The following is a 23,317-nucleotide window of genomic DNA, read 5'->3' on the forward strand; positions in this document are numbered from 1 at the left end:
GATAAAATAAAACAATGGAGAGCAAGCAATTGAAAAAAAGCGACCAGCACTGCTGGCTCGGTGACCGCTGCGCAGCGAAAATCAAGCTAAGACGAACAAGCGTTCGCTTGTTTGAGGCCTAATTCAATTCAGCATAAAGGGACCTGGCCAACGCACATTATCGCAGCGCTCAAGGGTATCAGTGCTTTAGACGAACAGACTGCCAAGAAAGGCTCCGTTGCTGAAGAGCGTTACCAGAAGAGCTACCCGTTTCATCCTGAGTTAACCGAGGTGTTTTACTCCAAATGGTCATCTGGGATCGAACGATTCCAGAAAACGCGTGGCGTGTTGCGGACTTTCGCGCTGGCTCTGCGTGAGGCAGTGAAATGGGATGAAAGCCCGCTTGTTGGGCCCGCAGTCTTTTTGAGCGCACCCAAAACGCAGGGCCTGTCGGAAGCTGCTCGTGAGCTGGTTTCTATTGCGGATACGATCGTGTCAGATGGAGCAGCCACGCGATGGACTGGCATTCTGGAAACCGAGCTAGAGTGCGCGAGACAAGTCGAGCAAGAATCTGTTGGGCTAAAGTTGCGCGAGATTGAGCAAGCAGCGATGGCAACATTTCTGCATTCCCAGCCGACTGGGCGCAGTGCAAAGACCCGAGATTTGATGTTGCTAGTTGGTCCCTGTCGACCTGACAAAATCGAATACGAGAAGGGGCTAATGCGTTGGGCACGGAAGAGCTATTGGCTCGACGACCAGAACTTGCCCACTAAAGAAGGCGAGCTTCCATCCGATTGGAAATTAGGTAACAGACCTAACCTGAATCAAATGCAATCGGCGGCAGCGGCAACGATTGACGATGCGATTGTGAAGGCTCGACTGGAGGAGGACATACGAAATCTAAAGGCTCTAACTGCGGGCGCTAGTGCCGCCGGTGTGAAAGTTCATACCTTGCCGACCAAGCCCAAAGATATCGAGGACGACGGACTATTCCACTATGCCGTGATGCCCCCAAGTGCCGCGTCGGAATCGGGTAAGCCCAGTAGTGAAGCGAAGCGTTTTCTCGATGAGACGACTGGCTCCAACAAACCGCGTGTTCATCGAAACGCAGTGATTCTACTCACACCATCTCGCGATGGACTGACCGCGGCAGAAGCCCGCGTCCGAGATGCGATGGCGTGGCAATTGGTCCGCGATGAACTAACGCCGACTACTGATGAAGAGAAGCAACAGAAAGGCGCCATCGACGTCGCCCGCATGCAGACGCTCAAGATCAATATCGATAAGGCTCGTGAAAAAGTTCCTGATGCGATTCGCCAAGCTTACTGCATCGTGGTCACCGTCTCAGAAAAGGATGAGCCGCATGCCTTTAAGTTATCCATAAGCGATCAAAACCACTTTGAGACCATCAAGAGTGATCCGCGATCGCGCGTACGTGATACGGCAATCACCGCGGATGCATTGTTGCCGGATGGCCCGTACAACCTATGGCAAGATGGAGACAAGAGCCGAAGGGTAAAGGACTTGGCTGGCGCATTTGCACAACTCCCACATCTTCCGAAGATGCTAAAGTCCTCGGCTATCGTTGAAACGCTTGTCGAAGGTTGTTTGCAGGGTTCATTCGTCCTGAAAGTTACGCGGCCAGATCGCTCGTTTCGCACTTGGTGGCGAGATCGACCGGACGAAGCCGCTCTTGCTGACCCATCGCTCGAGCTCGTTTTGCCCGAGCATGCCGAGCTAGCAGACGTACTAGCGAAATTACTTTCGTCGGGTTCACTTCCAGGGCTATGGGCCGGCGAAGAAATCACAGCTCAGAGCCTTCTCGACTACTTCAACGGCAAACACACTGTTGAGGTTGATCGTGGCAGCTACAAGGAGTCGGTCAACGTTCCTAAAGCAAGTCAAGAAGCAATTGAGCTTGCAATTCGGAATGCTGTTGCTGCAGGTCACGTATGGTTGCTTTCCGGGCCCTCAAGTCTGTGGGCCGAGGAAGTACCACAGGGAATCCTGACGCCTGCAGCAAAGTTACGAGTACCTCCCGATAACATAGCCCCTGCGGCTCTATTGCCGGCAACCTTACCAAATGCATGGAAGAATGATTCGACGAATGCAGCGGCAATCGCCACAGCTTTGTCGCATCAGAGCGGACTGACTTTGCCATGGAAAAATGTCGCTTCAGCGATCAGCGCAGCGCTCACAGGTCGATTTCTCTCGTTGTCCGACGATTCAGGCGACTGGCCGTGTGACTTTGCAATGGCATCAAAAGCCAAGTTCACGATTGTCAAAAGCGCCGGTGGTAGTGCTACCGGTGGCGATCCCGCCGGTGGTGGCTACCAAGGACCATCGGGCCTCGGTTTAGGAAGCGTGAGTGAACAACATGGTGTCAGAGCTGTTTCGCAACTTGAAGCGTTTGAGTTGCAAGAGCTCGGTGAAGCCGTCGCCACATTGCTGGAGATCAAGAACAAATGTGATGCTCCACTGACCTTCAGTATCCAAATCGACTTCGGCGATGCTCAGCACAAGCCAGCGCCTGAGATCGTGACGGAGATGAACGAGTGCCTTGGAAATATCAAGGATGGGTTAGAGTTGACTTGATGCCAAAATTGGCGGGGCGTCTTGAACATGAGAAAAAGGGGCAATCGATCGATATGCCCCTGCGTGGCCGTTACAGGCTACTCACCGAGACTTTTTACGTCCCCGACTGCGCAGCTTGGTTTCAATTTCTTTGCAAATTGAATAGGCTCGAGCTACCGGGATCACACCACCAGGCAGTAGCAATGCTCCGTATCGAATGCTGAATTCAACGTCTTGGACAGATACCTTGCAGGCTTTGTCGCCGTGGGCAACCACAATCGCTTCCCTTGCTTGTTGGCCAATCTTCGCTTGAGCGCGTTTGGGAATATCCAGGACATGGAAGATGTAAACAGCATCGCCAGGTTTAAGTGATCGCAACGACGACTCCTGCTCTTGCTCAAAAGCCGCCTCCAGTTGCTGCTTCGCCTCTTCAAACTCGCGTTGGAGAGATAATTGACGTGCGACAATGTCCTCGATCCTCTGCTCCAGACTGATCACGCTTGATTCACCGTTCTTCATTTTTAGTTTCCCCTTTTTAAGAAAAACAGCCCTCGGCAATTCCGAGGGCTGAGTCCAAATGGTCACAACGACACTCAAAACTACGAATGACGCAAAGTATCAACTTGCGCGCGAAGCAATTCGACCTGACGCATAGCGATGCCAAAATAGGTGTCCTTGGCTTGATAGCGATTAGCCAACGCCGCCACGTATGCTTCGATTTCGTTGGCGACGTTGTGATTTCCTGCGACCTCGCAGATCGTCTCGAAGGCGCTTAAAATCGTGCGTACAAGCGCCTCATTCTTTTCCAAAGCTTCAGCGGTTGCGTCCATTCCATTACCCAAGCGGCGCTTATCATCGAAGTCGTCGCGAGCTTGGTACGAGATCCTCCCGGCGTCGATACTGGTTTTGAGCGGGCCGGCAGCAACCGTGAGCTTCCCGTTGCTAAACGCGATTCCGTTCCACTGACTATTCAACCATACCGAGTAATCAGCGGCCGATTCGGCAGACTCACGGCGTAGGTTCTCGTAGAAGTTCGAGCCTCGCATGGCAACAAAGCCCATCGCTAAGCCCAGGGCCAGGGCCAACTCGGCTTCGGCAGCCTCACGCTTTGGACGAAGCGAGGGCATCTTGGCGACAATGTCTGACGTGAAGGTGAACAGTGGGTGACCACCATCCTGAATCCATTCGTCGTAAGCGACGCACGCATCCATGATCTCGGGCAAATAGTGTGGCCGCGCCCCGTGTACCCGGCGCAATACATAGATGCGGTGCAAGTCCGCTGTCGTCGTCACGTTCAGTTTATTGCGGTACCGCGAATTGGTTTCGGTGGCCTTGGCAATCGCTGTGACGGCAGCGACTACCACCTCGCGGTTCGCTTCGGTGCCCAACGCTGGAACGCCGATAATTAGCGTACCATCGAAGTCGACGTCCAAAAGTTCGCTGTCCGCTTGCCACGCTGGTGAGCAAGCCTGAATGCCGGCTTGAAGCATCGCAAATGCTTTGGCTTGGACACTCGCATCACTCGATTGCAGTTGTTCGCCAAGTATGTCGAGGACCGAGACCTCGCCAATAGCTTCAGCGAAATCGTTGTAGACCAGCGATTCCACAGTGGAGTACGCCGATTCGTCCTTGGACAATGCGACAATGGCCTCGGCGATGGAGCAACCCAGCTCTTTCGCCATCGTTTCCAATAACGCAGACGATTCTGGTCCGAATTGATCACACAACTTGCGATCGAGTTCCCCCGATGAGACGTCCACTTCGACCTTGGAGCTGGTGTGAACGCTTCCACTGCGATGGTGGTTGTCCACATCATTCTTCAGCGTTTTCAAGCGAGCCTCAGCGCCAGAAACAGCACGGTGAAGTTTCGCTGCCAACTGTTCAAGTTGAAGTGCCATTCTCTCCAACACGGTTAGTGCCGAGCGGCATAGCAGGCTGTCCAAGGCGGCCGCGAATGCGGAGCGAAGCGATTCAATGGCCCGATTTTGAAGTTTCGCGGTTCGTCCAAACCAGCGTCGAGGAAATCGGCCAAGAGGTTTCAATGCCTCGACGGCTACGAGGTCGTAAGATTGTGCCTGCGTGTGACGGGCCTTAGATTGTGACTCAAGTCCCTTTACAATCGGGCTGATGCGATCGAGAACGCCTCGGACAAACTTCTCGGCCTTCTTTACACCATGGTCGCGAACGATACTCGCGACACGGTGTTCGGCGTCCTTCATCAACTTATCGGCGGACGCAGTCACCATATCTTCAAGACGATTCTCAACTGTCCTGAGGTGGACATCACGAAACTGCTTGCGAACCAGCTCAAACTTCGCGGGGAACAACGAGTTCTTGTGATACACCGTTCGCTGAGCAGTTGCGACTTGGAACAGTCCATTAGTGTAAACAGACTGGTTGGCCGTTGCTCCGCGTTTCAAGCCGCTTACCAATTCCGAGGCGTCGCTCCCGATTTGGTTAGCGTTCAACCAGTTGTCAACTTCATCCTTTGCAGAGCTACCGGCACCCATAATCCGTTGATCATAAAGTCCGTGCAGCGTCAAAGCCGTACACACTTTGTTGATTCGGTTGAAGTCGATTCCCACCGCGCTTGCACCAATGGTGCTGTAGGAGCGTGGCTTCCCTGTCTTGGGATCGACGGACAATTCGCGAATTGTTGCCAAATTGTCGTCATCGACATTCAATCGATCACCCAGTTCCGTAGCACAATCAGCCACGATGTGGAGGGCCAGCATGTCCAATACTGCATCAGGTGATTGCAAATCAGAACCATCTGCAAGTCGGCGTCCAATCAAGAATGTCTGATTGACCATTCCGGCATCAGCGCTGTATGAGCGCGATTCACTGGGCCCTAGCTTGATCCCGTTTACGAGTCCGAATCCGCTGTTAAAGGCGTCGAACTCTGTCAAGCACGCAGAACCATTACCGTAAACACGACGATGCTGCTCTTGGCTTCCACAAGCCACGTTTTCGAAAACGCTCGGCAGGAGCAGATACGCGCAGATGTCTACATTCAAGTTGTGCGTCAAGCTTCTCAGCAGTGCGATCTGCTCCAAAAACAGGCTTCCGCCTGAGCCGCCACAAACAGAGGAGATAACGACTACCTTCGTTCGCTGTCGCAGGCGAATAGGGTTCTCGCGTTCGCGCATCGCGATCAGGCTGCGGAAAACGTGCGTTACCTCGGCTAACGCTCCTCGAAGCCGATCTCCAATCAAGCTTGAGTTCGTCAGTCCACTCAGCAGACCCAACTGCCTCACTTGGCCCGCTTGATCGATTCCGGTATTGAGCACCCGCTCCAAAAAGCTGCGATGCTCTGGGTTGGCCAATCCCAATCGCTTCGCCAAGTAGGCGTGACGGGCTGGATCGTCCAATACCGTTGGAATTCGATCCATAGAAACATGGCAGAACTCTTGATCGTCAAAGCTAGGCAAGCCACCCGAGCCTTTGATGGCGCTGGGGTCTGTGTCGAACACTCGCATGATCACGTGGGATTCGAGTCCTCGGCGATCGAGTTGATGCTTTACTCTTCGTACCGCCTCGCCGCCAGCGCCGCCCAAACCGATTAACACTGTTGGTTGAAGGTCAATGATCTTCAATGCTTCACGAAGCTCGCGGCGGGCGGTAGTACGAGCAGACGACGTCGTTGAATTTACACTGCGCATAATCATGGCTAAGTTTCCTTTGGAAAATGTGAATCCGAACCGGTGAAGTAATTCTTCACGTTGGCGACCGATTTGCCGCAATTGTGCGGTCGCATCGTTCGCGAGTCGCAAACCACCGTATTGGCAGTCTGGGTCTCTCAATCACTTAACTCACAATTCCAACATTGATACTTGCGGTAGCCAAACGGCTACCGCAAGCCAAAACGTAGGTGAATGCTATTGGACGTAGTTCACCACATAGCTCCCAACCGTCTCGTCTACTCCCGCCTTTAGGATTCCAGTGAACTCATTGCCTTTTTCATCAATGGTCAGGACAAAGCGAATGCCTTCATCATCGACCATCGATCGAAGTACGGCTTTGCTTCCATCCGACAAGGAGATTTCAGCTTGATCCTTCGATCCATCCAAAGGAACAGATTCAAATTGCGTGCCAATCTCCGATTTTGGCTTGTAGGAAAAGATCCCACTGAGCTTTGCTGCTTCATCCATTAGCATACTGTCCTGTCGCTTGCGGAAGGCCAAGACCACACCAGCTAACAAACCGATTCCCAGCGGCGTCGCCCAGATGCTATGCCAAACCCACATGGGAATGGGCTTCGCTACTTCGATGTCCAAAGTACTTGTGCTAACACCGAACTCTTCCGGTCCAACGCTGGTAAATTTGGCGGTGAACTTTCCGGGACGATATGTGTGAGCTGCGCCATCACAACCATTGAGTTCAAGTGATGGGCTACCGTCCCCGAAGTCTACAATCGTTCTGTAGATCGTTCCCTCGGAGTGATTCGTAAAGCGAACCGTCAATTCGCCGCGTCCACTAGCCGAATCGGCGGAAACAATGGTCTTTGGAGGCTGCGTTCGGGAGGCTATGTTGATCTCCTGCTCGCATTCGCTGCTGCCGCTTGGGCCGTAAGCCATTGCCCGAATAACCAACTTGCCTGCCGCCTTGCAAGTAAAATTGATTGTTCGTGACGATCCTGATTTCGTGTAATCACAAGATTGCTCCGATTGTGATCCGTTGAACCACCATTCAACTCGGTCAATCTTTCCAGTTGAGGTATCCGTGAATGTGACGGTATCGCCAACGAACGGCTGGGCAGTTCCGATGGTGAATGACGCTTTGGGTAACGCGTACGGAAGGACAACCAACTTCTTGGCAACCCTTGATACACCACCAGGCCCTTCCGCCACCAATTCCACAGCGTGTTCTCCAACCGATAATCCCTTCAGTTGCAGATCACGATCCGTCGACGCTACCAGCCCATCGACAATCCACTTTTGAGAGTCGATCAAACCGATTGCTCGGTTGATAATTTGGATCTCGCTGTCGGCGATCACAGATTCAGGGGCAAAGAAGTCAACTTGAGGTGCAGCAGGTTTGGCCACAGTCAACTTGGCAGCGACCTTGGATTTCTGTCCGAATCTGTCAGCGACCTCAAGGAAACAGTCAAAGCTGCCTGGATTGTTGAACAAGAAGGCCGGATTCCGTTCGTTGGAAGTGTGACCTGCTGACGTGCTCCATGACCAGGACTCCGCACGCATCGATTCATCGATCGCTTGAACCGTCTCACCGGCCGTAATTTGCGAATTTGATAGTCTAAACTTGGCTTGGGGGGCTATTGGCAACTTGACTGCAAACTTTCGCGACGAACGCGAAACCTGTCCATGCTCATCCCGAAGCTCTAACTCCAGCGTGTGGCTGCCAATACTATTTGGCGTAACTCGTGGATTCCTTTCATTCGAAACCACTGCGCCGTTTAGAGTCAGACTTCGAGTAACCGTTCCCGAAAAAACGGATTCGTCGATGACCTGGAGATACTCCCCAAGGAATACGGTCTCATTCAAGAGCTCAAATGAGGCTTGCAATTTTGGCAATTCGATAACCGCTGGTTTAGCGATTACGAGCCGTTGCGTGGAAACAGCGACCTGCTTGTTTTGCGTAGTAACGGTATGGCGGACTACGAACTCGCCCTCCGCTGCGTACACGTGGGATTGATCTGTGTTGATCGTACCATCACCCCAATCGGTCTCTCGCTTTACGATATCCAAGCCTTGGCTTTCGTCATGAAGCCGCACTACTTCACCGGCTAACGGCGTTGCTGGTGCCAACCGGAATGCCGATTCCAGCGGAATTAGATTCTGTTGCGTAGAAATCGCCTTGGTGACCGTCACGTTTCCCGCCTCAAGCTTTTCGAGCACTTCAGACTTCAGTTCAAAGCCAATAGTCACGAGATTGAATCGAACTTGGTTCTTCAATAAATTTGAGTACTTAGCAAGTATGGCCTGCGGATCGCGCTTGATACCGTCTTTCGACAGGTGTTCTGTATCGGTTCCGTCCGTATAGAACAAAATTCTGATAGTGCCGCCAGGATGCGAGGAAAGCCAATCGCTCGCTTGCTCCAGAGCCAATTCCATGGACGCCCAAAGGTGCGTCATGCCTCCAACGGGGCGGAGTGATTGAAAGTACTGCTTCGCCGTATCGCGTTCGGCTTGAGTGCGTACGTGCAAGCTAGGTCCATTGCGGTACGCTGTATCGAAACTTGCAAGATCCATTTCGGTACCTTCAGGCAGCTTCGTGACGAATTCACCCAACTGTCGCTGCACTTCCACCATGGCCGGTTCCTTCCAGTTAATCGCCAGCGGACTAACAGGCTTCTCGAACATTGAGGGCGAGGTATCAATGACCACCAAGTAACTCGTTGAGTACTTTCCCTCTTGGGCGAGCGTTGTTGCAACTGCAAACGCAGGGAAAAGGACAAGAATCAACAACGATTGCGAATACCGAATCATTCCAAACATTTTATTCATCGTGACACCTGTGATGGGGTTATTTTGAAAATACAATCGAGCGTCCACGCGATGTGAACGCTTCGCTGAATACCAATCTTCTTGGATCATTGCTGAGCAATTGATCCAGCCGATTCGCTACTTACTTGTTCGCTCTGAGTTGGGATTGCGCGGAGTAGTTCTTGGATCTGCTCAACACGCAGCGTTCCGGTCCAAAACAGATAGACAAAAATCGCCGTGGCTAACACCAACAGCGTTATCCCAACCCACTGGCTGCGCGCAATCTTGAGCATCACACCCGCCGCAGACGCAATGGCCCCCAGTAGCACCGCGATTGCTAAGTAACTGTTGGTGGGTACGTGGATTGGTAGCAATGAATCGTCAACAGCGATTTCTACCGCTCGGTTGCTCGTTGACTTTTGTACCGTGTCTGCTGGGACCACCTTTACTCCGACATTGCCGGGTAGTAGCCAGTTCAATGAACCGACTTCAAAGCGACTATTGGGAGGAATCTCGCCAATGTGTTCCTTGCTCATCTTCAATGACGCAACAGGAATGCCCTGCCGAATCGAAACAGACTCCACTTCACCAACTTGAATCTGCTCGAGCATTACGGGCGAGCCGGGATTTAACGAACCAACATCGGACCCGCTAACTGTGATACTGGTGGTACCAAATTTGTGACTACCGGATGGCCAGAAAACCACACCGGCAGTTGCCATCAAAAGGATTCCGACCGTCACCGCTACAGGAACAAACCACTGACCAAAGTCACTAGACTCTTGGCCAGCCTCGCCATCGTCAGGCGTTGCACCAAGTACATCGTCCGAGAACAAATCATTGCCGTTTGTCATGGCAAAACCTCCAAACTCTTTGAGAGACGCGATTTGAAGGACCCGAGAGATCAACGATCTTCGGTGCTTACGAAAGCGAGTTGCGCGGAGGTGAACAGATACCTCCTGACTTCCTTCAATTTGGTGCCACAATCGCGGGTTTCCATTTAGCGGTTCCCATTGCGAATAACTGCGGCAGCATCACTGCGTCGTGAGTTTGGACAACCGAGCTCCAAGATGATCCGGCGTCATGAATGGCCTAGAGCAAGCATCGTGCCAAACAAAAGGGGCCGAGGTTATTTTCCAGGCTGAGAAATTTGTCGGACGTGGCGCAATGCAGCGGACAAGAGAGCAAGTTGCCGACACCGATACTTTAAGTAACACGCCTGATACCGGACGTATCACGTAGAGATTTCTCAGGAGACCTTTTCAAGACATAGCTCGTAGAGGTATCAAACCTCCCGCCAGGGCACGAAGTTTGCTAAGATAGTCTTTCCTGTAATTTCCAAGCGGATTCGTCGCATTTACACTGTTGTCATAGTTGAACTGAACGTATGCAGATTCTTGTTAATGGGATTATTTCGGGAACTGCGATAGCCATTTTGGCGTTGGCTTTTCAGTGCATCTACCTCCCAACCCGCGTGTTCTTCATCGGCATGGCAGGCGTTTACGCGATGACGCCGTTTGTCGCTTGGTCCGTGCTGAAAGCAGGTGGTGGATGGTGGCTTGCAATCCCGGCGGCAACGCTCACTGCGGTCATGCTGTGCCTGCTTTGTGAGTGGTTGATCCATTTGCCGATGGAAAAGAAGAAAGCCTCTAGTGCCGCACATTTGATCGCCTCGCTTGGTGCCTCCATTGTACTGGTGCAAATCACGGCGATGATTTGGGGAAATGATACCAAGTCATTGCGAATCGGGGTGGACTCCGTCGTCCACTTTGGCAACGTGATCGTCACTGGTGCCCAATGGGGCACCCTCGGTGCCGGTGCCGCACTGATCGCTGCCTTCTGGGCTTTGCTGATGAAGTCCGACCTAGGGCTACGACTAAGGGCGCTAGCCGACAACCCGATTCAGTTCGCCCTATTTGGGTACAACATTCATCTATATCGTACTTTTTCCTTCGTTGTCGGCGGGCTTCTCGCAGCTGCAGTCTCACTGGTCACCGCATACGATGTCGGCTTTGATCCACATACCGGCCTGCATGCCGTTTTGCTGGCGGTCGTCGCCGTTATCATCGGTGGTCGCGGTTCGTTCGTCGGGCCTGTCCTGGGTGGGCTATTGCTCGGTCTAGTTCGCGCACAAGTTGTTTGGCACTGGTCAGCTCGGTGGCAAGAAGCAGTAACGTTCGCATTGCTGGCTGCCGTGCTATTGCTGCTGCCCCACGGACTGTTGGGACGAAAGGCCCGCTTGGAGGCAAATGAATGAACTACCTTATCCACCTGCTGATCTACTTCGATATCTATCTGATCGTCGCACTCAGCCTGAACCTGATCGTCGGCTACACCGGCATGTTAACTCTCGCCCACGCCGCGTTCTACGCAATCGGTGGTTACGCTTACGCCCTTTTGTCCATCAATCTTGGCTGGGGATTCATTCCCGCAGCGGCGGTGGGAGCATTCATCGCGGCCGTCCTCAGCCTGATTGTGTCGCTTCCATCGTGGCGGCTACGCGGCGATTTTTTCGTGTTAGCGACGTTAGCTGTGCAAGCGCTCGTCTACGGCACGCTTTACAACTGGACCAGCAGCGACGCACCACTCGGATCACTAAGAAACTTGACCAATGGACCGTTTGGCATCACGGGCATTCCACGGCCATCGCTGCTTGGCTGGCAAATCTCTAATCAAATCAGCTACGGAATCTTCGCCACTATGGTCGCCGGTTTTGTGGCGTTGATCGTTTGGCGATTGACCGCTTCTCCGTGGGGCCGGTTGTTGAAAGCCGTCCGAGATGACGAGCTAGCCGCCCAAGGCCTAGGCAAAAATACTCGGCTTGTGAAGCTGCAAGTCGTCGCCATCGCCAGCGGGTTGGTTGCCATTGCCGGAGCCCTGTACGCCGGCCACGTCCGCTACCTGGACCCGTCATCTGCGAGCTTGGACGAATCCATCTTAATGCTCAGCATGGTAATCGTCGGTGGACTTGGCAATTTTCGAGGACCGTTTGTCGGGGCCGCCTTGTTGATACTCTTGCCGGAAGCCCTACGCTTCATCGCGTTGCCTGATGCCATCGCCGCCAACATGCGATTGCTTATTTACGGCGTTTTGCTGGTCGTAATGATGCAGTTCCGCCCTCAAGGCATCGCGGGCGACTACCGAATGGAATAATCGAGACCTGACACTTCCAGTACCATTTTTGATACCTGAGGTTGCGGAAACGAAGAAGGTGCAACTCGACCGATTCTTGAAGCCGTAATCGCCATGCTTCGTTTCCCCAGCAAAAGCTGAACACTTGCAAGTAAAGCTACCGATTTCGCCGGAGGTCGCTCGATTGGCGCACAAAATGCTTCTTCTGAAATAGGCTTTCAACTTGTCATTCCCTCCCGGTATATCCACCAGAGCCAAAAGTTAATCTTGAGCGCCACCGTTTCAAATCTCGCACCCTCACAATCAGCTGTCGTTCTGCGCGCCTCGGGGTTGCGAAAATCGTTTGGTGGTCAGACTGTGCTCGATGGTGTTGACGTCGAACTGCGACGTGGCGAAGTCGTTCTGCTCGAAGGCGAAAACGGTTCCGGCAAGACCACACTGTTAAACATTCTCACTGGCAACCTCGAAGCCGACTCGGGAACCATCCGCTATTCCGCCAACTCCCACGCCACGGATTTTCACTTTCCCCGTTCATGGCTTCAAAACTTCAACCTCTTCAACCGCTTCTCGCCTGACACCATTGCCCGACAAGGCTTCGGACGCACATGGCAAGACGTCCGCTTGTTCGATTCTCTCTCGCTGCGCGACAACATTGCCGTCGGACAACAGGACCAACGCGGCGAAAACCCACTTTTCGCTTTGTTTGGATTTGGCAATAGATTCATGGCCGGCAATTCGCTGGTCGCCGGTGACATCATTGAGGATGAACCAAAAAAACGAAAGCTAGCGCCCAGTTGCTCACGGGATAGTGCCAATCCGAGAACCACGGAGCCCTCGGGGAATTCGGATCACTCGAAATCAACTTACGCACCGAACGGATCTCGTCCTGGAATTACCAGCTCGCCCGACAAAATGCTTGCCCAACTTGGCTTGGAAGGTCGTGAGCATTCATCGGGCGACATGATTTCACTTGGCCAATCCAAGCGAGTGGCCATCGCCCGCGCCATTGCCGCTGGAGCCAAGGTATTATTTCTTGACGAGCCACTGGCCGGACTTGATCGCAATGGCATCGACGAAGTCCTCGGCATGCTGTCGAAGCTGGTCGCCGAACACGAACTTACCATAGTCATCATTGAACACGTCTTCAATCAAACCCATCTCCATGATCTAGTTACCACCCGCTGGCAGCTAGCCAATGGAAAGATCGCCATTAGCGAACCAAAACAGTCCAGCCAAATAACCCGCGATTCAAAAACTGCAGAGCAATCCAATTGGTTCCAGCTCCTCTCCAATGTTGCCGAAGAAATAATTACTGAACGGCTCCCGCGGGGTGCTAAGCTAACCCGCTTCCGCATCGACAAACGTTACGTCCCGAAGCCAGCCCTTGAGATCAAAAAACTCGTCATACGCCGTGGCAAACGCACCGTTATCGGTCTCGACGAAGTAGGCCGAGAAACCGGCTTCAATCTACGTATCAACGACGGTGAAATCGCAATTCTCGAAGCCCCCAACGGCTGGGGGAAAAGCAGTCTAGTCCAAGTAGTTCTAGGTCTTACTCAAGCCGATTCCGGTTGCGTCAATCAACGACGAATGCCAGTTAGTTTTCAGCCAAGATTCCTTAAGCAACTACATCGAATAGATTGCAATACGTTTGGCGTTCTTTCCGACCCAAGCTTATTCTCTACTTTCAGAGTAAATGAAAACTACCGTGTAGCGAATTTAATTCCACGTGGCTCGCTTGCTTCGAATAAGCGAGTTTGTGATTTAAGCGGTGGGCAACGTAAGATGCTCGCTCTTGATATAGCTATACATTTTGAACCAACACCGCATGTATTAATACTTGACGAACCGTTTAATGCACTCGACGAATCAACTTCGATTGAAATAATGCATAGAATTTTACAATTCACTAACTCAATGGCGACATTCATCATGGTGCCAACCTCATATATCGGCATGGAAGAAAATGACAGTTAAAAGCTCGATAGTACGTCTTCGTCGCCTTCGTTCCAGCGGAGCAACACGGACTCTACTCGCGAAAGCTAAGCCTCAATCCACGAACATGGTTTGGCCGGTAGTTGTCGTTGAGGGAAGTAACGTGAAGCAAGAGGTGCCTAGTATGCCAGGACAGCACTTGCTTTCACCAGACCGACTTGTTGAAGAGATTAGGAGCCTTGCTGTCCCGATTGGAGGGATTCTGCTATTCGGAAAAATTGATAATAAGCGAAAAACGGAAGACGCACGATATTCGTGGGACTCGTCTGGATTACTACAAAAATCTATTGCGATCGTCAAGAAAACATTTCCAGATCTGATGGTAATGTCAGATGTTGGCCTCAGTGGCTATACATCGCACGGAAACAGTGGAATTCTTAACGCGAAGTCAAAACAGATTGATAACGATGAAACGCTCAGTGCGCTTTCACGAATTGCACTTTCTCATGCAGATGCGGGGGCTGATTGTGTTGCACCAAGTTGCATGATGGATGGGCAGGTCGACCAAATCCGAAGAACTTTAGAAGAAAATAGGTTTGTAGAGACGCTCGTCATGGGCTACTCGGCAAAATTCTCTTCTAACTTGTACGACACCTTTCCTGTTTGGATGTCTGGTGCTAGCGAAGAGACTGCAGGCTCATTTCGCAACTCTTGCCCACTAATGGAATCTTATTGCCTTCCGTATGACTCAAAAGAACTCGCTTGTCGCGAAGCGCTCCAAGACGAATTGGAGGGTGCAGATATTCTGATGGTCAAACCGGCAATACACTATCTCGATATAATCAGCGAGATACGTCAAAGGACGCAATTGCCTCTTGCCGCGTACAACGTTAGTGGAGAGTACTCCATGATTCATGCAACAGCGGAACGAGGGTGGGGGGATTTGTATAGGCTCGCTAGGGAATCGCTTGTTGCCATCAACCGAGCTGGTGCTGATATCACCATTACATACTGGGCAAATCAGTTTTCACACATTTTTCCTTGATTGGAGTCAAGCATGCAACGAAAACATATTCTTTGGATAATAACAAGTGCAGTCGTGGTAGTCAGCCTAATCGTACTTTCACGACAAAACGAACGTGCTCCAAAACAGGAGGATATGAAGACCATAGTAGCCCTACTGCCATTGACGGGACCGGCTGCAAGCACAGGGGAAGGAATAAAGAAAGGCATCGAGCTAAAGGCGAAGGAAATTAGGGCGACCGGCGGTAAGTTGCAAATTGAGTATCTTGACTCGGCTGCCAATCCTAAAACGGCTGTCTCTCTATTCCAAAAGGCTACCGATTTTTCACAAGCTGACGCCACTATAATCGCAATGAGTGGTGTTACTAACGCGATTATGCCACTTCTAGACGGTAGCCGCCTCGTTGTAGCAACTTGCGTAGCTGATAGCTCGCTTTCTAAACCGGAAGCTGGACTCTACCGCGTGTTTCTTTCGGCCGACGAAATGAGCTGGAAAGCCGCTGATACATTACTCAATGAAAAAGCCGCTAACGCGATCGTCGTAACCGTAAATGACGATTATGGTCGATCATGCGAAATTGCATTCCGAGATCGATTCGCAAAGGAGCAAGGTCTTAATGTCCAATCTGAGACCTTTGAGGTTACTCAAAAAGACTATCGCGATGTGTGGAAGAAGCTTTTGGCATCGAAACCAGATTCAATTTTTGTTGCGGGGTATGGGCCAGGCTACTTCACGGTTCTCAACCAGCTGCTTGAGACTGATTTTCAAGGGATGCTCGTTACGGATTGGAGTCTAACAGACCCAGGTTACTTAAGTGCTACAAACGGAATGCGAGATGGTGTAAGAGTAGTTGGCGTTAGACCCAGTAGAAAGTTTTTAACGGATTATGACGCCATGTACGGAGCTGATGGTTCGTTTGTTCTTTCTGGCTATGCCTACTCAGCAATGGACTTAGTTTGGAAGTCTTTAAACACCCGCGACGAACCGGATGCAGTAAAGGCGTTTGCTGATCTTGGTTCGACGTCCACCGCAATGGGCACCCTCGAATTTAATCGCCAAGGCGGGGTGAATGCGAATTATGACATCTTTCAGATTAAAGATGGAGCACTCGAGCTGAATCCCGAAATGGAACATAAGTAATGGAGGTCGTAAACGCATCCAGCTATGAGCGTTCTCTTGACCTGCGAGCTGCACGCGGTGTCTCGCTGATTAATTTGATAGAGAAATTTCGCAAGTGCGAACTTTCTGACCGCAATTCTATCATTGACCTCGCATGCGGCGCTCCGAAGAATTTCGTCTCTTTTTGGGAAAGGCTACTAGTTCGATCAAACTCTGGACTTTTTAAACAAGCGAAAACAATTCTTGGAGTTGATCTTGCCCCGTGTTCTAATAATGCACTGCCGACTCCATTTGAATACATCTCGGCGGATCTTACATCATTAGCACCCGTTTCTGATCGTTCGAAAAGCTTCGACATCGCAACGTGCTTCTATGGATTCCATTGGCTGGTTGGGGGCCCAGATGAACATGTCAAACTCCACAAAGCGCAAGTGATTCTGAATCATGCTGACCACCTTCTCACCGAAAATGGCATCATGGCGATCCAGCATCTATTTACTTCCAACAATATGCCTGAAGTTACGCTGATAGCTCTGGAGGCATTGAAAGCAACCTTCCCTGACTTCGGAACGATGACTCACGCCGAATATGTTAGAAAGCGCGCACTGCACTGGACGATACCAGAATGCACTGAAGATATCCTGAGACTAACGACTGATATTGCCGCATCTTCCGGCTCTACATTTACAACCGCGATTGTCATGCCAAGCGTTTCATGGCATTGGTTTCCAGCAGAAGATATCTGGCCATTATGGTCTTCGGTCAATTCTCACATATTTATGCGTGGTTTCACTCTCGCCCAGCAAACAGACTTGGAAAGAACCTTTCGATCCATATGCGTCAAGCCAAGGCTAGACGAATTGGGCATATCCTCAACTACTCATGACGGAAAGCTTTGGGCAATGTTAAAAATGACAGTTGCCCAGCAAATAATACATAGAAGTTCTAGTCGCTCTTTAAGTCCGGCGGTCATGCAAAATGTCAAAATCGGCTTGCACAGCAAAGTTCGCAATCGACTGAGAGAAAAGTTACCAGCATTTGAGGGCAATCGCATTTGGTTTCAGCGTGAAGGTGTGGTCAACGGTACAAACTCTGATAATCAAATTCACAATGACGTTTACTATGTTGCCGAACCCTTGCTTGAATGTATACCGAAGGAGTTGGGTGAAGTATTTTCACTAAACATCCGTGTTGGCAAAGTTGAGTTGGGCGACTCTGGCGCCAAGATGATAAACGTTACCCCCAAGCCTGACCATGTGCATGCTTTGGAGATGGACAGGAGCAAACTGTCCAGACTTCTCGGGACAGAGAATATGACGCTTTCAGAAGCGGTTTTTTCGAATCAAGACCATCCAGACGACTTTGTGCTATTCGTCGGGAAAGATTGGGGCAATTACTTTGAGTGGTACGATCTAGCCTCCGATCAGCCATCTGAAACTCTTGGATTGACGTCGGCGCTTTGGCTTGAGTCTGTATCGACGCCACCTGTGCTTGGTCCACTTCCGCCCATCGTCCTCAGTTCAGTAGGAAATAGCGCAGTTTCAATACGTGACAAGCCGATCTCTGTCTTTCTGAGGTTTGTTTTGGAGCAATTCAGCGGGAAGAGATTTGCGCTATTGGTTAGCACAACACGTTCTTATGATGTTGCCTCACTATCGCTCGATGCAGCTAGCCTGACTGTTATTGCAACCGCACGGACGTCAACGGATCGCAACCTGTTAACTGCGGAGTTCCCGACGGTGCGAGACTGCGACGCACTTTGGAGTTCTTTGAACCTATTCACAACGCTCTCGAATCGACAGTCAGCAAGCAGGCGGCGTGCGTTAGACATCTTCCGGGCAGAAAGTCACGAAAGAAATCAGCTTCTTGAATTCGCATTCGACAAACTTCTTGGGACACGATTTCGGGATATTCTTACCAGAGTCAAAATTGAGCTCATAGGTGATGATTGCGAAGCTAGGAAGCAAGACATCGAACTTGTCGAAAATGGGCTGCTCATTCTCTTTCCCGAAGCAGTAACAGCCATACAGTGGTTAGCCTTTACGTGGAGTTCATCGAAAGAACGAAAAGACGACTTCCTTTTTGCAGAGAACCACAGTATTAACTTCAAGCACTTTCTTGTAAAGCTCGTAGAGTGTGCTGCAAAAGTCGCAGCAGTAGCTGACGTAAAAAACCTCGCGATTTCCTCATTTGACGACGTTAGGTATGTTCGCCATGAATGGACTCAGCGGCTAAGCATTCGAGCTTCGCAAGTTCAGATCGCTTGCCATGGTGGCGTTGATAGAATCGTTGTACCCAAGTTAGCCAAAGTCGCAAGCGAGTCGTCATTGAACCAAACGTGGCTGGTTCGAGCTGTTGTCGCGTCATTGACGAATGCAATGAAGCATGCTCCGAGTGGAGTCATACATTTAAACGCAATACTGTGCGGCGGTTCGCTTGTAATTGAGGTGAAAAACTCCTCCTCTGAGGGGCATCCAGATAAGGAGTACGGAACCGAATCTGTTTTGCAGTTGTGCGCGAGTTCAATTTCTCCACCTGGTACGGCCTATTTCGGTCCAGGAAAGCAATCACAAAACGGAACGGATCTCGATCACTGGACAGCGTCTTTAGAACTGCCGCTAGTTTTGAAGCAACCAAACCCTTGGTTGATTTTTGAGGGAGACACGTCCCGATGAACTGTCGTACTTGGTATGTCTTTGAAGACGATATTGCGAAGATGCGCGCATACGTGTCTGCCTTTGCAGATCATTTAGCGGAAGTTCCGGACGACGTTCTTGTGTTGGCTGTTTTTGACCAACGAGAGTATAACCGTCTGCTTAATGAAGCGCCAGAGAGGGCCAATGTCAAGCTCGTGACCAGCAGAGATGACTTTTTCAGGATACGCAACGAAATAGTGAATTCAAGCGGACCAGCAATCATATTGCTTGATATCTTGCTTAAACATGTAGGCACTGTAATTCAAGACAACAGCAACTTCGTCGATGATTTCCTGATCAAAGTCAGCCAACGTGAATCCGATTGCTTGGTCTGTCTGATTTCAAGCGAGCATGATGGAGAGGATTTGCTCAGACAGCATCCGTCGCTTTACTCTCAGGTAATCCACCTGGAGGCTGTTACTGGAAATGAGCAGGCAATGCTTTCGAGATCCAAAAGGGCATTGAAAAGTGCAAATATTGAGTGGGATCGTTTCGAAGCAAATGCATGTGCAAAGATTCTTTCTGCGATAATGAATGCACAAGCAATTGGCCAGAACCCAGGACACCCAAATGATTTTTCTACCGATGTACCAAATGACTTTCCGTTCCGCGATAGTTTTCTTGATGACGGGTTTCCGACAAGATCGTTCAAATCGCTATTCTATTTCGCAAGCTGCGAAGGATACGACTGTTCAACTCAAGTAATTGCAAGGATCTTAGCTTCATGCGGAGTAAAGGCCAACTGCGACTTTCAAACCTCAACGAAGGGTAGGTTTCGCTTTCATGTCCCGGGGGGGGCGCGTTTTCTGTTTAGACTGACGTATCTGATAACGCAGTTTAAAGACGTGACGCCTCAAAATCCAGTTATCAAAATATCGTTGTCTGACGATCCTTCACTCGCTGTTCAACTCCACTTTCATAATCCGATAGATCGACTTATGAATTCGTTTATCGCTGAGAATAAGGATACCGGTACTTGTGGCGTGATTCGTCGATTTGCTTCCTCGCCTTTTAGCACACATTGCGGTGTTGACCAAAATATCTCGGGATTCATTGCGCAGACTGAACGACAGTTGTCCTGCCGGATTCCTTCTCTACCAGCAGATACATGCACTTTCGAAGTTCTTTTTAATAAGAGATCAATCACGTTCTCGTGCCAAAATAGTACTCGTCCTGTGAGTTTAAAATGAAGTGTGTGTTTTTTGCAGATCACGCGGATGAGTCCCCAAGCTTGGTGCGACCTGTTGCTGGGATTGAGGGGCTCTCGTCGAAGTGCTTACCTACTGGAACAGTTGAGGCTACTGATCTCTGCGATGCGGACTTTGCGATAATTCATGCTGACGAAGACGAAATGAGAAGAATGCAATCCGCGTGGGTGAAGAGTGGACGAAGGAATCTAATAGTACTCCGTGTTTCTCGCGGCGGCGAAGATGAATTGAGATTGCGACCTCATGATGAGTGGCGTGCAGAGGCTGGAATTGATGGGCAAATCTTCTCAGTTGTGTTGAATGCGAGAAACCAGTATTCGATAGGAAATGGGTTTCTTACATGCTTTTGCTCAATGTCCGTAGATCAGGCAAAAAGCATAGTTATGAATCGTTTGGTTGGAGTCGATCCACAACTGGCTTCAGTGTTTAGCTCACCTTCTCGTTACAACCTGTTAGCAAACCTTCACCTGTTCTGCGTGGGGTATTCACTTACAGAAATGGACCCAGTCGAAATTGAGAATTTGATATCAAGCAGTTCTAGAAGGCGTTTTTTTTCATCTGACATCTGCCGTGATTACTTCCACGATAAAAAGAGTTGGCAGACTGTGTTTGATCAGAGCATGTTAAAGCACCTTCTCTCCGACCCAGCGGTTCGCGAGAAAAGGACGTTATCGGCTTTTTTGTCACTATTGCTTGAGCCATCTGCCTGCAAAAGCTGGCTGAATGACGTTTCTGTAAAAGAAGTGATGGACGAGATTGAGGCATTGAATCGCGTATGACTACATGGCGAGAATGCCGTTCTTCGTTTTGCCATCAATGGCTGACGAACAACTACTTGAATCAGTTGCGGTACTGGGTTTCCGAAATGGAAGCTACGGACGACGATGGAGACGTTGACTTCGAGGAGAAATTTGTCAACAAGACCCTTAAGCAATGGGAACACCGGTCGATCGAGGCGGCGTGGATCGTTGATAACGCCGTCGAGAATATAAGCCCCAAGCATCTGTTCGAACAAATGCCGCTCTGCCAGATACCCGCCGAGGTTCGCGAACCGGTAGCTGATGCTTGCCATCAATTATGGCTGCAACGGACTGCGAAAGTTCGACTTCGAGCGGAAAAGGCAAAACGGCAAGTTGATCTGACTTATCGGCGATTGATCAAGTGTTTGTCGCACTGTTCAGTTCCACTTACGGCGGCATCAACGCGTCGCTGTACGCCTTTGGCGATCAAATTCGAAGCTGCCTGCAATGAATTAAAAGAAGCACTAGAGATTTTGCCAAAATGTGCGCACTGGTGATGCAACCTGACTAAATGAAAACAAGATTATGACAAACTTACGAACTACCGAGTCGGATTATCTGCCGCGAATTCTGATCATTGATGATCAATATGGCAGATCCTTGAAGGATGGCACTCAGAACGATCTTCGGCACACGTGGCGACGGACTCACGGATTGCTAGACGCAACGGGTGACGCAAGTGCTTCAAAGAGCAAGCCACGAGGTGAAACGGTTGCAAGAGCGTTTTTTTTCAGCGGTCAATCTCCGTCGCCGGTAGGAATTGGCGATGAAATTTCCAACGATCTGCCTGCAATCCTTCAAACCGTTCGCGAAGGCTGGGTATGCAAGCCTGAAGACCGATGGGCACTCGTACTTGTCGATATGGAGTTTGTGACAGGGATCATTACTGAAGAGAGTTCTCGAGACGAAGCCGGTGCGCCCAGCAAAAGTCCGATTGGACAAGCGGCGACGGAATATTTCGGTTTGAAGATTATTGAAGCGATCAAAACGGAATACCCAGATCTGCCTGTGGTGATCCTCTCGAGTAATAAGCAGAATCAGGACGCCATCAGCGAGCGATATGAAGGACAAGGAGTCAAAGTCTTTATCGATAAGCAGTGTACCGCAGAGGAATTGCAAAACTACATATGGGAGGAGGGACTAGTTCCGGATGAACTAGGGTTGAGTCTTGGATATTCACTACCACTCTTGAAAGCGCTTCGCATCGCAAGAAAAGTCGGTCGTACAAGGAGCCCGGTTCTGATTACGGGGCAGTCAGGCACGGGGAAGCAGCCTCTCGCGGAGTATTTGATGCAATGGAGTGCTAAGAGTACTAACGGTCCACAAATTTCATTCAATTGTGCAAAGTTGAAGACTGAGACTGGAGTTTCGCAACTATTTGGGCATGTCAAGGGAGCTTTCACCAACGCAATTTCGGACAAAAAGGGGCTGCTTGAAGCCGCGGATGGTGGCGATCTGTTTCTGGATGAATTGTCATGGTTGAACTTGGAAAATCAGTCCAGACTTTTGAAGGTCATCGAGGATGGCAGGCTCACTCGACTCGGGGAAGACGAGGACAAGGTCAAGAATGTTGACGTGCGGGTCATCTGTGGGACAAATGCCGATTTGGACTTATTGGTTCAGGAGGGCAAGTTTCTACACGATCTGTTGTTCCGACTAGACGTGGTTTCAATCGAGTTGCCGCCGTTGTCTCAGCGATTCGAAGATTTGGAGTTGATTGTCAACGGTTTGATTCGCAAGTTCGACAAGCAGGCGATTCCACGCAAAATTGGTGCAGGATTGATCCCATATCTGATGAGCTATTCGTGGCCAGGCAACATCCGCGAGTTGTCGAACATGGTCGAACGGGCATGTGTTCTTGATCAAGAAAGTCGGCATCTTTTGTCACGTGACATGCCACTTCCTGTCGCTGTGTCACCTGATGTGCCGAACGCTGGTCAGGTTAGCGGACAGCATCCTGGCGTCCATGAAGCTCTTGCACTGGACGGGGCTCTTTCAGCGTCAGTGGCAGTTCCACCCAACCCCGAAATGTCGGTTGAAGATTTCATTCAGTTTCTCGCAAACGTACGTTTGACGGCCGACTCAGATGAAGAACTGCGAGGGATGTTTGGCTCAGGCAGGAATGTGTTGGGTAGATACGAAACCGCGTCGAATACGGCGATTACCCGGCTGGTATTGCTGGCGCTGGAAAAGTGTGTTTCTGAGGGTGACGCTAGAAATCTGGAATTCAATTTCGCGAAGACGATTCAATTATTGGTTGATGCGAATGTGAAGACGACCAAGTTCAACCGTTTCGTGGAGACACATTGCCTGTCTGTGGAGGGGCCGGTTGGAGAGCAGTTCAAGAGAGCTTGGGAGAAGAAGAAGGCCTTCACCAAGCCTAGTAATGAGACGACAGCTTAGT

Annotated in this window: 15 protein-coding genes; 11 read left to right on the forward strand and 4 right to left on the reverse strand. The window is 50.5% G+C overall.

Going from position 1 to position 23,317, the window contains the following annotated elements; translation table 11 throughout:
* The first annotated feature begins 111 nt into the window (after positions 1 to 111).
* Positions 112 to 2,574 carry a hypothetical protein gene (locus VN12_RS23355; protein WP_146679188.1) on the forward strand — a complete coding sequence of 821 codons (2,463 nt, stop codon included), beginning with the start codon at positions 112 to 114 and terminating at the stop codon, positions 2,572 to 2,574.
* 81 nt (positions 2,575 to 2,655) lie between these two features.
* Here the strand turns inward: VN12_RS23355 and VN12_RS23360 are convergent, their stop codons facing one another.
* The 4 genes from VN12_RS23360 to VN12_RS23375 form a co-directional block, all read right to left on the reverse strand.
* Positions 2,656 to 3,072: a hypothetical protein gene (locus tag VN12_RS23360; RefSeq protein WP_146679190.1), complete on the reverse strand. Its 417-nt coding sequence runs from the start codon at positions 3,070 to 3,072 to the stop codon at positions 2,656 to 2,658.
* Between the two features lie 80 nt (positions 3,073 to 3,152).
* Positions 3,153 to 6,221, reverse strand: coding sequence for a tubulin-like doman-containing protein (locus tag VN12_RS23365; RefSeq protein ID WP_146679192.1), 3,069 nt, complete (start codon positions 6,219 to 6,221; stop codon positions 3,153 to 3,155).
* A gap of 210 nt (positions 6,222 to 6,431) precedes the next feature.
* Complete coding sequence (locus tag VN12_RS23370) at positions 6,432 to 9,020, reverse strand: hypothetical protein (RefSeq protein ID WP_146679195.1); 2,589 nt, start codon at positions 9,018 to 9,020, stop codon at positions 6,432 to 6,434.
* 86 nt (positions 9,021 to 9,106) lie between these two features.
* A complete protein-coding gene (locus tag VN12_RS23375; protein WP_146679197.1) occupies positions 9,107 to 9,853 on the reverse strand; it encodes an MlaD family protein in 747 nt (248 codons plus the stop codon).
* A gap of 533 nt (positions 9,854 to 10,386) precedes the next feature.
* Between VN12_RS23375 and VN12_RS23380 the strand changes: the two genes are divergently transcribed.
* From VN12_RS23380 to VN12_RS23425, 10 genes are all read left to right on the forward strand, one after another.
* Positions 10,387 to 11,256 (forward strand): branched-chain amino acid ABC transporter permease, encoded by an 870-nt coding sequence (locus VN12_RS23380; protein ID WP_146679199.1) that lies wholly within the window; start codon positions 10,387 to 10,389, stop codon positions 11,254 to 11,256.
* Positions 11,253 to 12,152 carry a branched-chain amino acid ABC transporter permease gene (locus tag VN12_RS23385; protein ID WP_146679201.1) on the forward strand — a complete coding sequence of 300 codons (900 nt, stop codon included), beginning with the start codon at positions 11,253 to 11,255 and terminating at the stop codon, positions 12,150 to 12,152. Before VN12_RS23380 ends, VN12_RS23385 begins: the two co-directional genes overlap by 4 nt.
* Positions 12,153 to 12,398: 246 nt before the next feature.
* On the forward strand, positions 12,399 to 14,108 hold the full coding sequence (locus VN12_RS26285) for an ATP-binding cassette domain-containing protein (protein WP_146679202.1): 1,710 nt from the start codon (positions 12,399 to 12,401) through the stop codon (positions 14,106 to 14,108).
* On the forward strand, positions 14,098 to 15,111 hold the full coding sequence (gene hemB, locus VN12_RS23395; protein WP_146679204.1) for a porphobilinogen synthase: 1,014 nt from the start codon (positions 14,098 to 14,100) through the stop codon (positions 15,109 to 15,111). The genes VN12_RS26285 and hemB overlap by 11 nt, the downstream gene beginning before the upstream one ends.
* A gap of 12 nt (positions 15,112 to 15,123) precedes the next feature.
* Complete coding sequence (locus VN12_RS23400; protein WP_146679206.1) at positions 15,124 to 16,230, forward strand: ABC transporter substrate-binding protein; 1,107 nt, start codon at positions 15,124 to 15,126, stop codon at positions 16,228 to 16,230.
* Positions 16,230 to 18,884 (forward strand): hypothetical protein, encoded by a 2,655-nt coding sequence (locus VN12_RS23405; protein WP_146679208.1) that lies wholly within the window; start codon positions 16,230 to 16,232, stop codon positions 18,882 to 18,884. Before VN12_RS23400 ends, VN12_RS23405 begins: the two co-directional genes overlap by 1 nt.
* Positions 18,881 to 20,095 carry a hypothetical protein gene (locus VN12_RS23410; protein ID WP_146679210.1) on the forward strand — a complete coding sequence of 405 codons (1,215 nt, stop codon included), beginning with the start codon at positions 18,881 to 18,883 and terminating at the stop codon, positions 20,093 to 20,095. Before VN12_RS23405 ends, VN12_RS23410 begins: the two co-directional genes overlap by 4 nt.
* The gene (locus VN12_RS23415; RefSeq protein WP_146679212.1) at positions 20,092 to 20,892 is read left to right on the forward strand and encodes a hypothetical protein; all 801 of its coding nucleotides are present in this window, start codon (positions 20,092 to 20,094) and stop codon (positions 20,890 to 20,892) included. The genes VN12_RS23410 and VN12_RS23415 overlap by 4 nt, the downstream gene beginning before the upstream one ends.
* The gene (locus tag VN12_RS23420; RefSeq protein ID WP_146679214.1) at positions 20,889 to 21,410 is read left to right on the forward strand and encodes a hypothetical protein; all 522 of its coding nucleotides are present in this window, start codon (positions 20,889 to 20,891) and stop codon (positions 21,408 to 21,410) included. Before VN12_RS23415 ends, VN12_RS23420 begins: the two co-directional genes overlap by 4 nt.
* A gap of 28 nt (positions 21,411 to 21,438) precedes the next feature.
* Positions 21,439 to 23,316: a sigma-54-dependent transcriptional regulator gene (locus VN12_RS23425; protein ID WP_146679215.1), complete on the forward strand. Its 1,878-nt coding sequence runs from the start codon at positions 21,439 to 21,441 to the stop codon at positions 23,314 to 23,316.
* The last annotated feature ends 1 nt before the right edge of the window (position 23,317 follow it).

This window comes from Pirellula sp. SH-Sr6A, assembly GCF_001610875.1.
GTDB lineage: Bacteria > Planctomycetota > Planctomycetia > Pirellulales > Pirellulaceae > JBKCUI01.

Coding starts and splice junctions, on each gene's coding strand:
- VN12_RS23360 (WP_146679190.1), bottom strand. CDS start 3,072: ATGAAGAACGGTGAATCAAGCGTGATCAGTCTGGAGCAGAGGATCGAG.
- VN12_RS23365 (WP_146679192.1), bottom strand. CDS start 6,221: ATGATTATGCGCAGTGTAAATTCAACGACGTCGTCTGCTCGTACTACC.
- VN12_RS23370 (WP_146679195.1), bottom strand. CDS start 9,020: ATGAATAAAATGTTTGGAATGATTCGGTATTCGCAATCGTTGTTGATT.
- VN12_RS23375 (WP_146679197.1), bottom strand. CDS start 9,853: ATGACAAACGGCAATGATTTGTTCTCGGACGATGTACTTGGTGCAACG.
- VN12_RS23380 (WP_146679199.1), top strand. CDS start 10,387: ATGCAGATTCTTGTTAATGGGATTATTTCGGGAACTGCGATAGCCATT.
- VN12_RS23385 (WP_146679201.1), top strand. CDS start 11,253: ATGAACTACCTTATCCACCTGCTGATCTACTTCGATATCTATCTGATC.
- hemB (WP_146679204.1), top strand. CDS start 14,098: ATGACAGTTAAAAGCTCGATAGTACGTCTTCGTCGCCTTCGTTCCAGC.
- VN12_RS23400 (WP_146679206.1), top strand. CDS start 15,124: ATGCAACGAAAACATATTCTTTGGATAATAACAAGTGCAGTCGTGGTA.
- VN12_RS23405 (WP_146679208.1), top strand. CDS start 16,230: ATGGAGGTCGTAAACGCATCCAGCTATGAGCGTTCTCTTGACCTGCGA.
- VN12_RS23410 (WP_146679210.1), top strand. CDS start 18,881: ATGAACTGTCGTACTTGGTATGTCTTTGAAGACGATATTGCGAAGATG.
- VN12_RS23415 (WP_146679212.1), top strand. CDS start 20,092: ATGAAGTGTGTGTTTTTTGCAGATCACGCGGATGAGTCCCCAAGCTTG.
- VN12_RS23420 (WP_146679214.1), top strand. CDS start 20,889: ATGACTACATGGCGAGAATGCCGTTCTTCGTTTTGCCATCAATGGCTG.
- VN12_RS23425 (WP_146679215.1), top strand. CDS start 21,439: ATGACAAACTTACGAACTACCGAGTCGGATTATCTGCCGCGAATTCTG.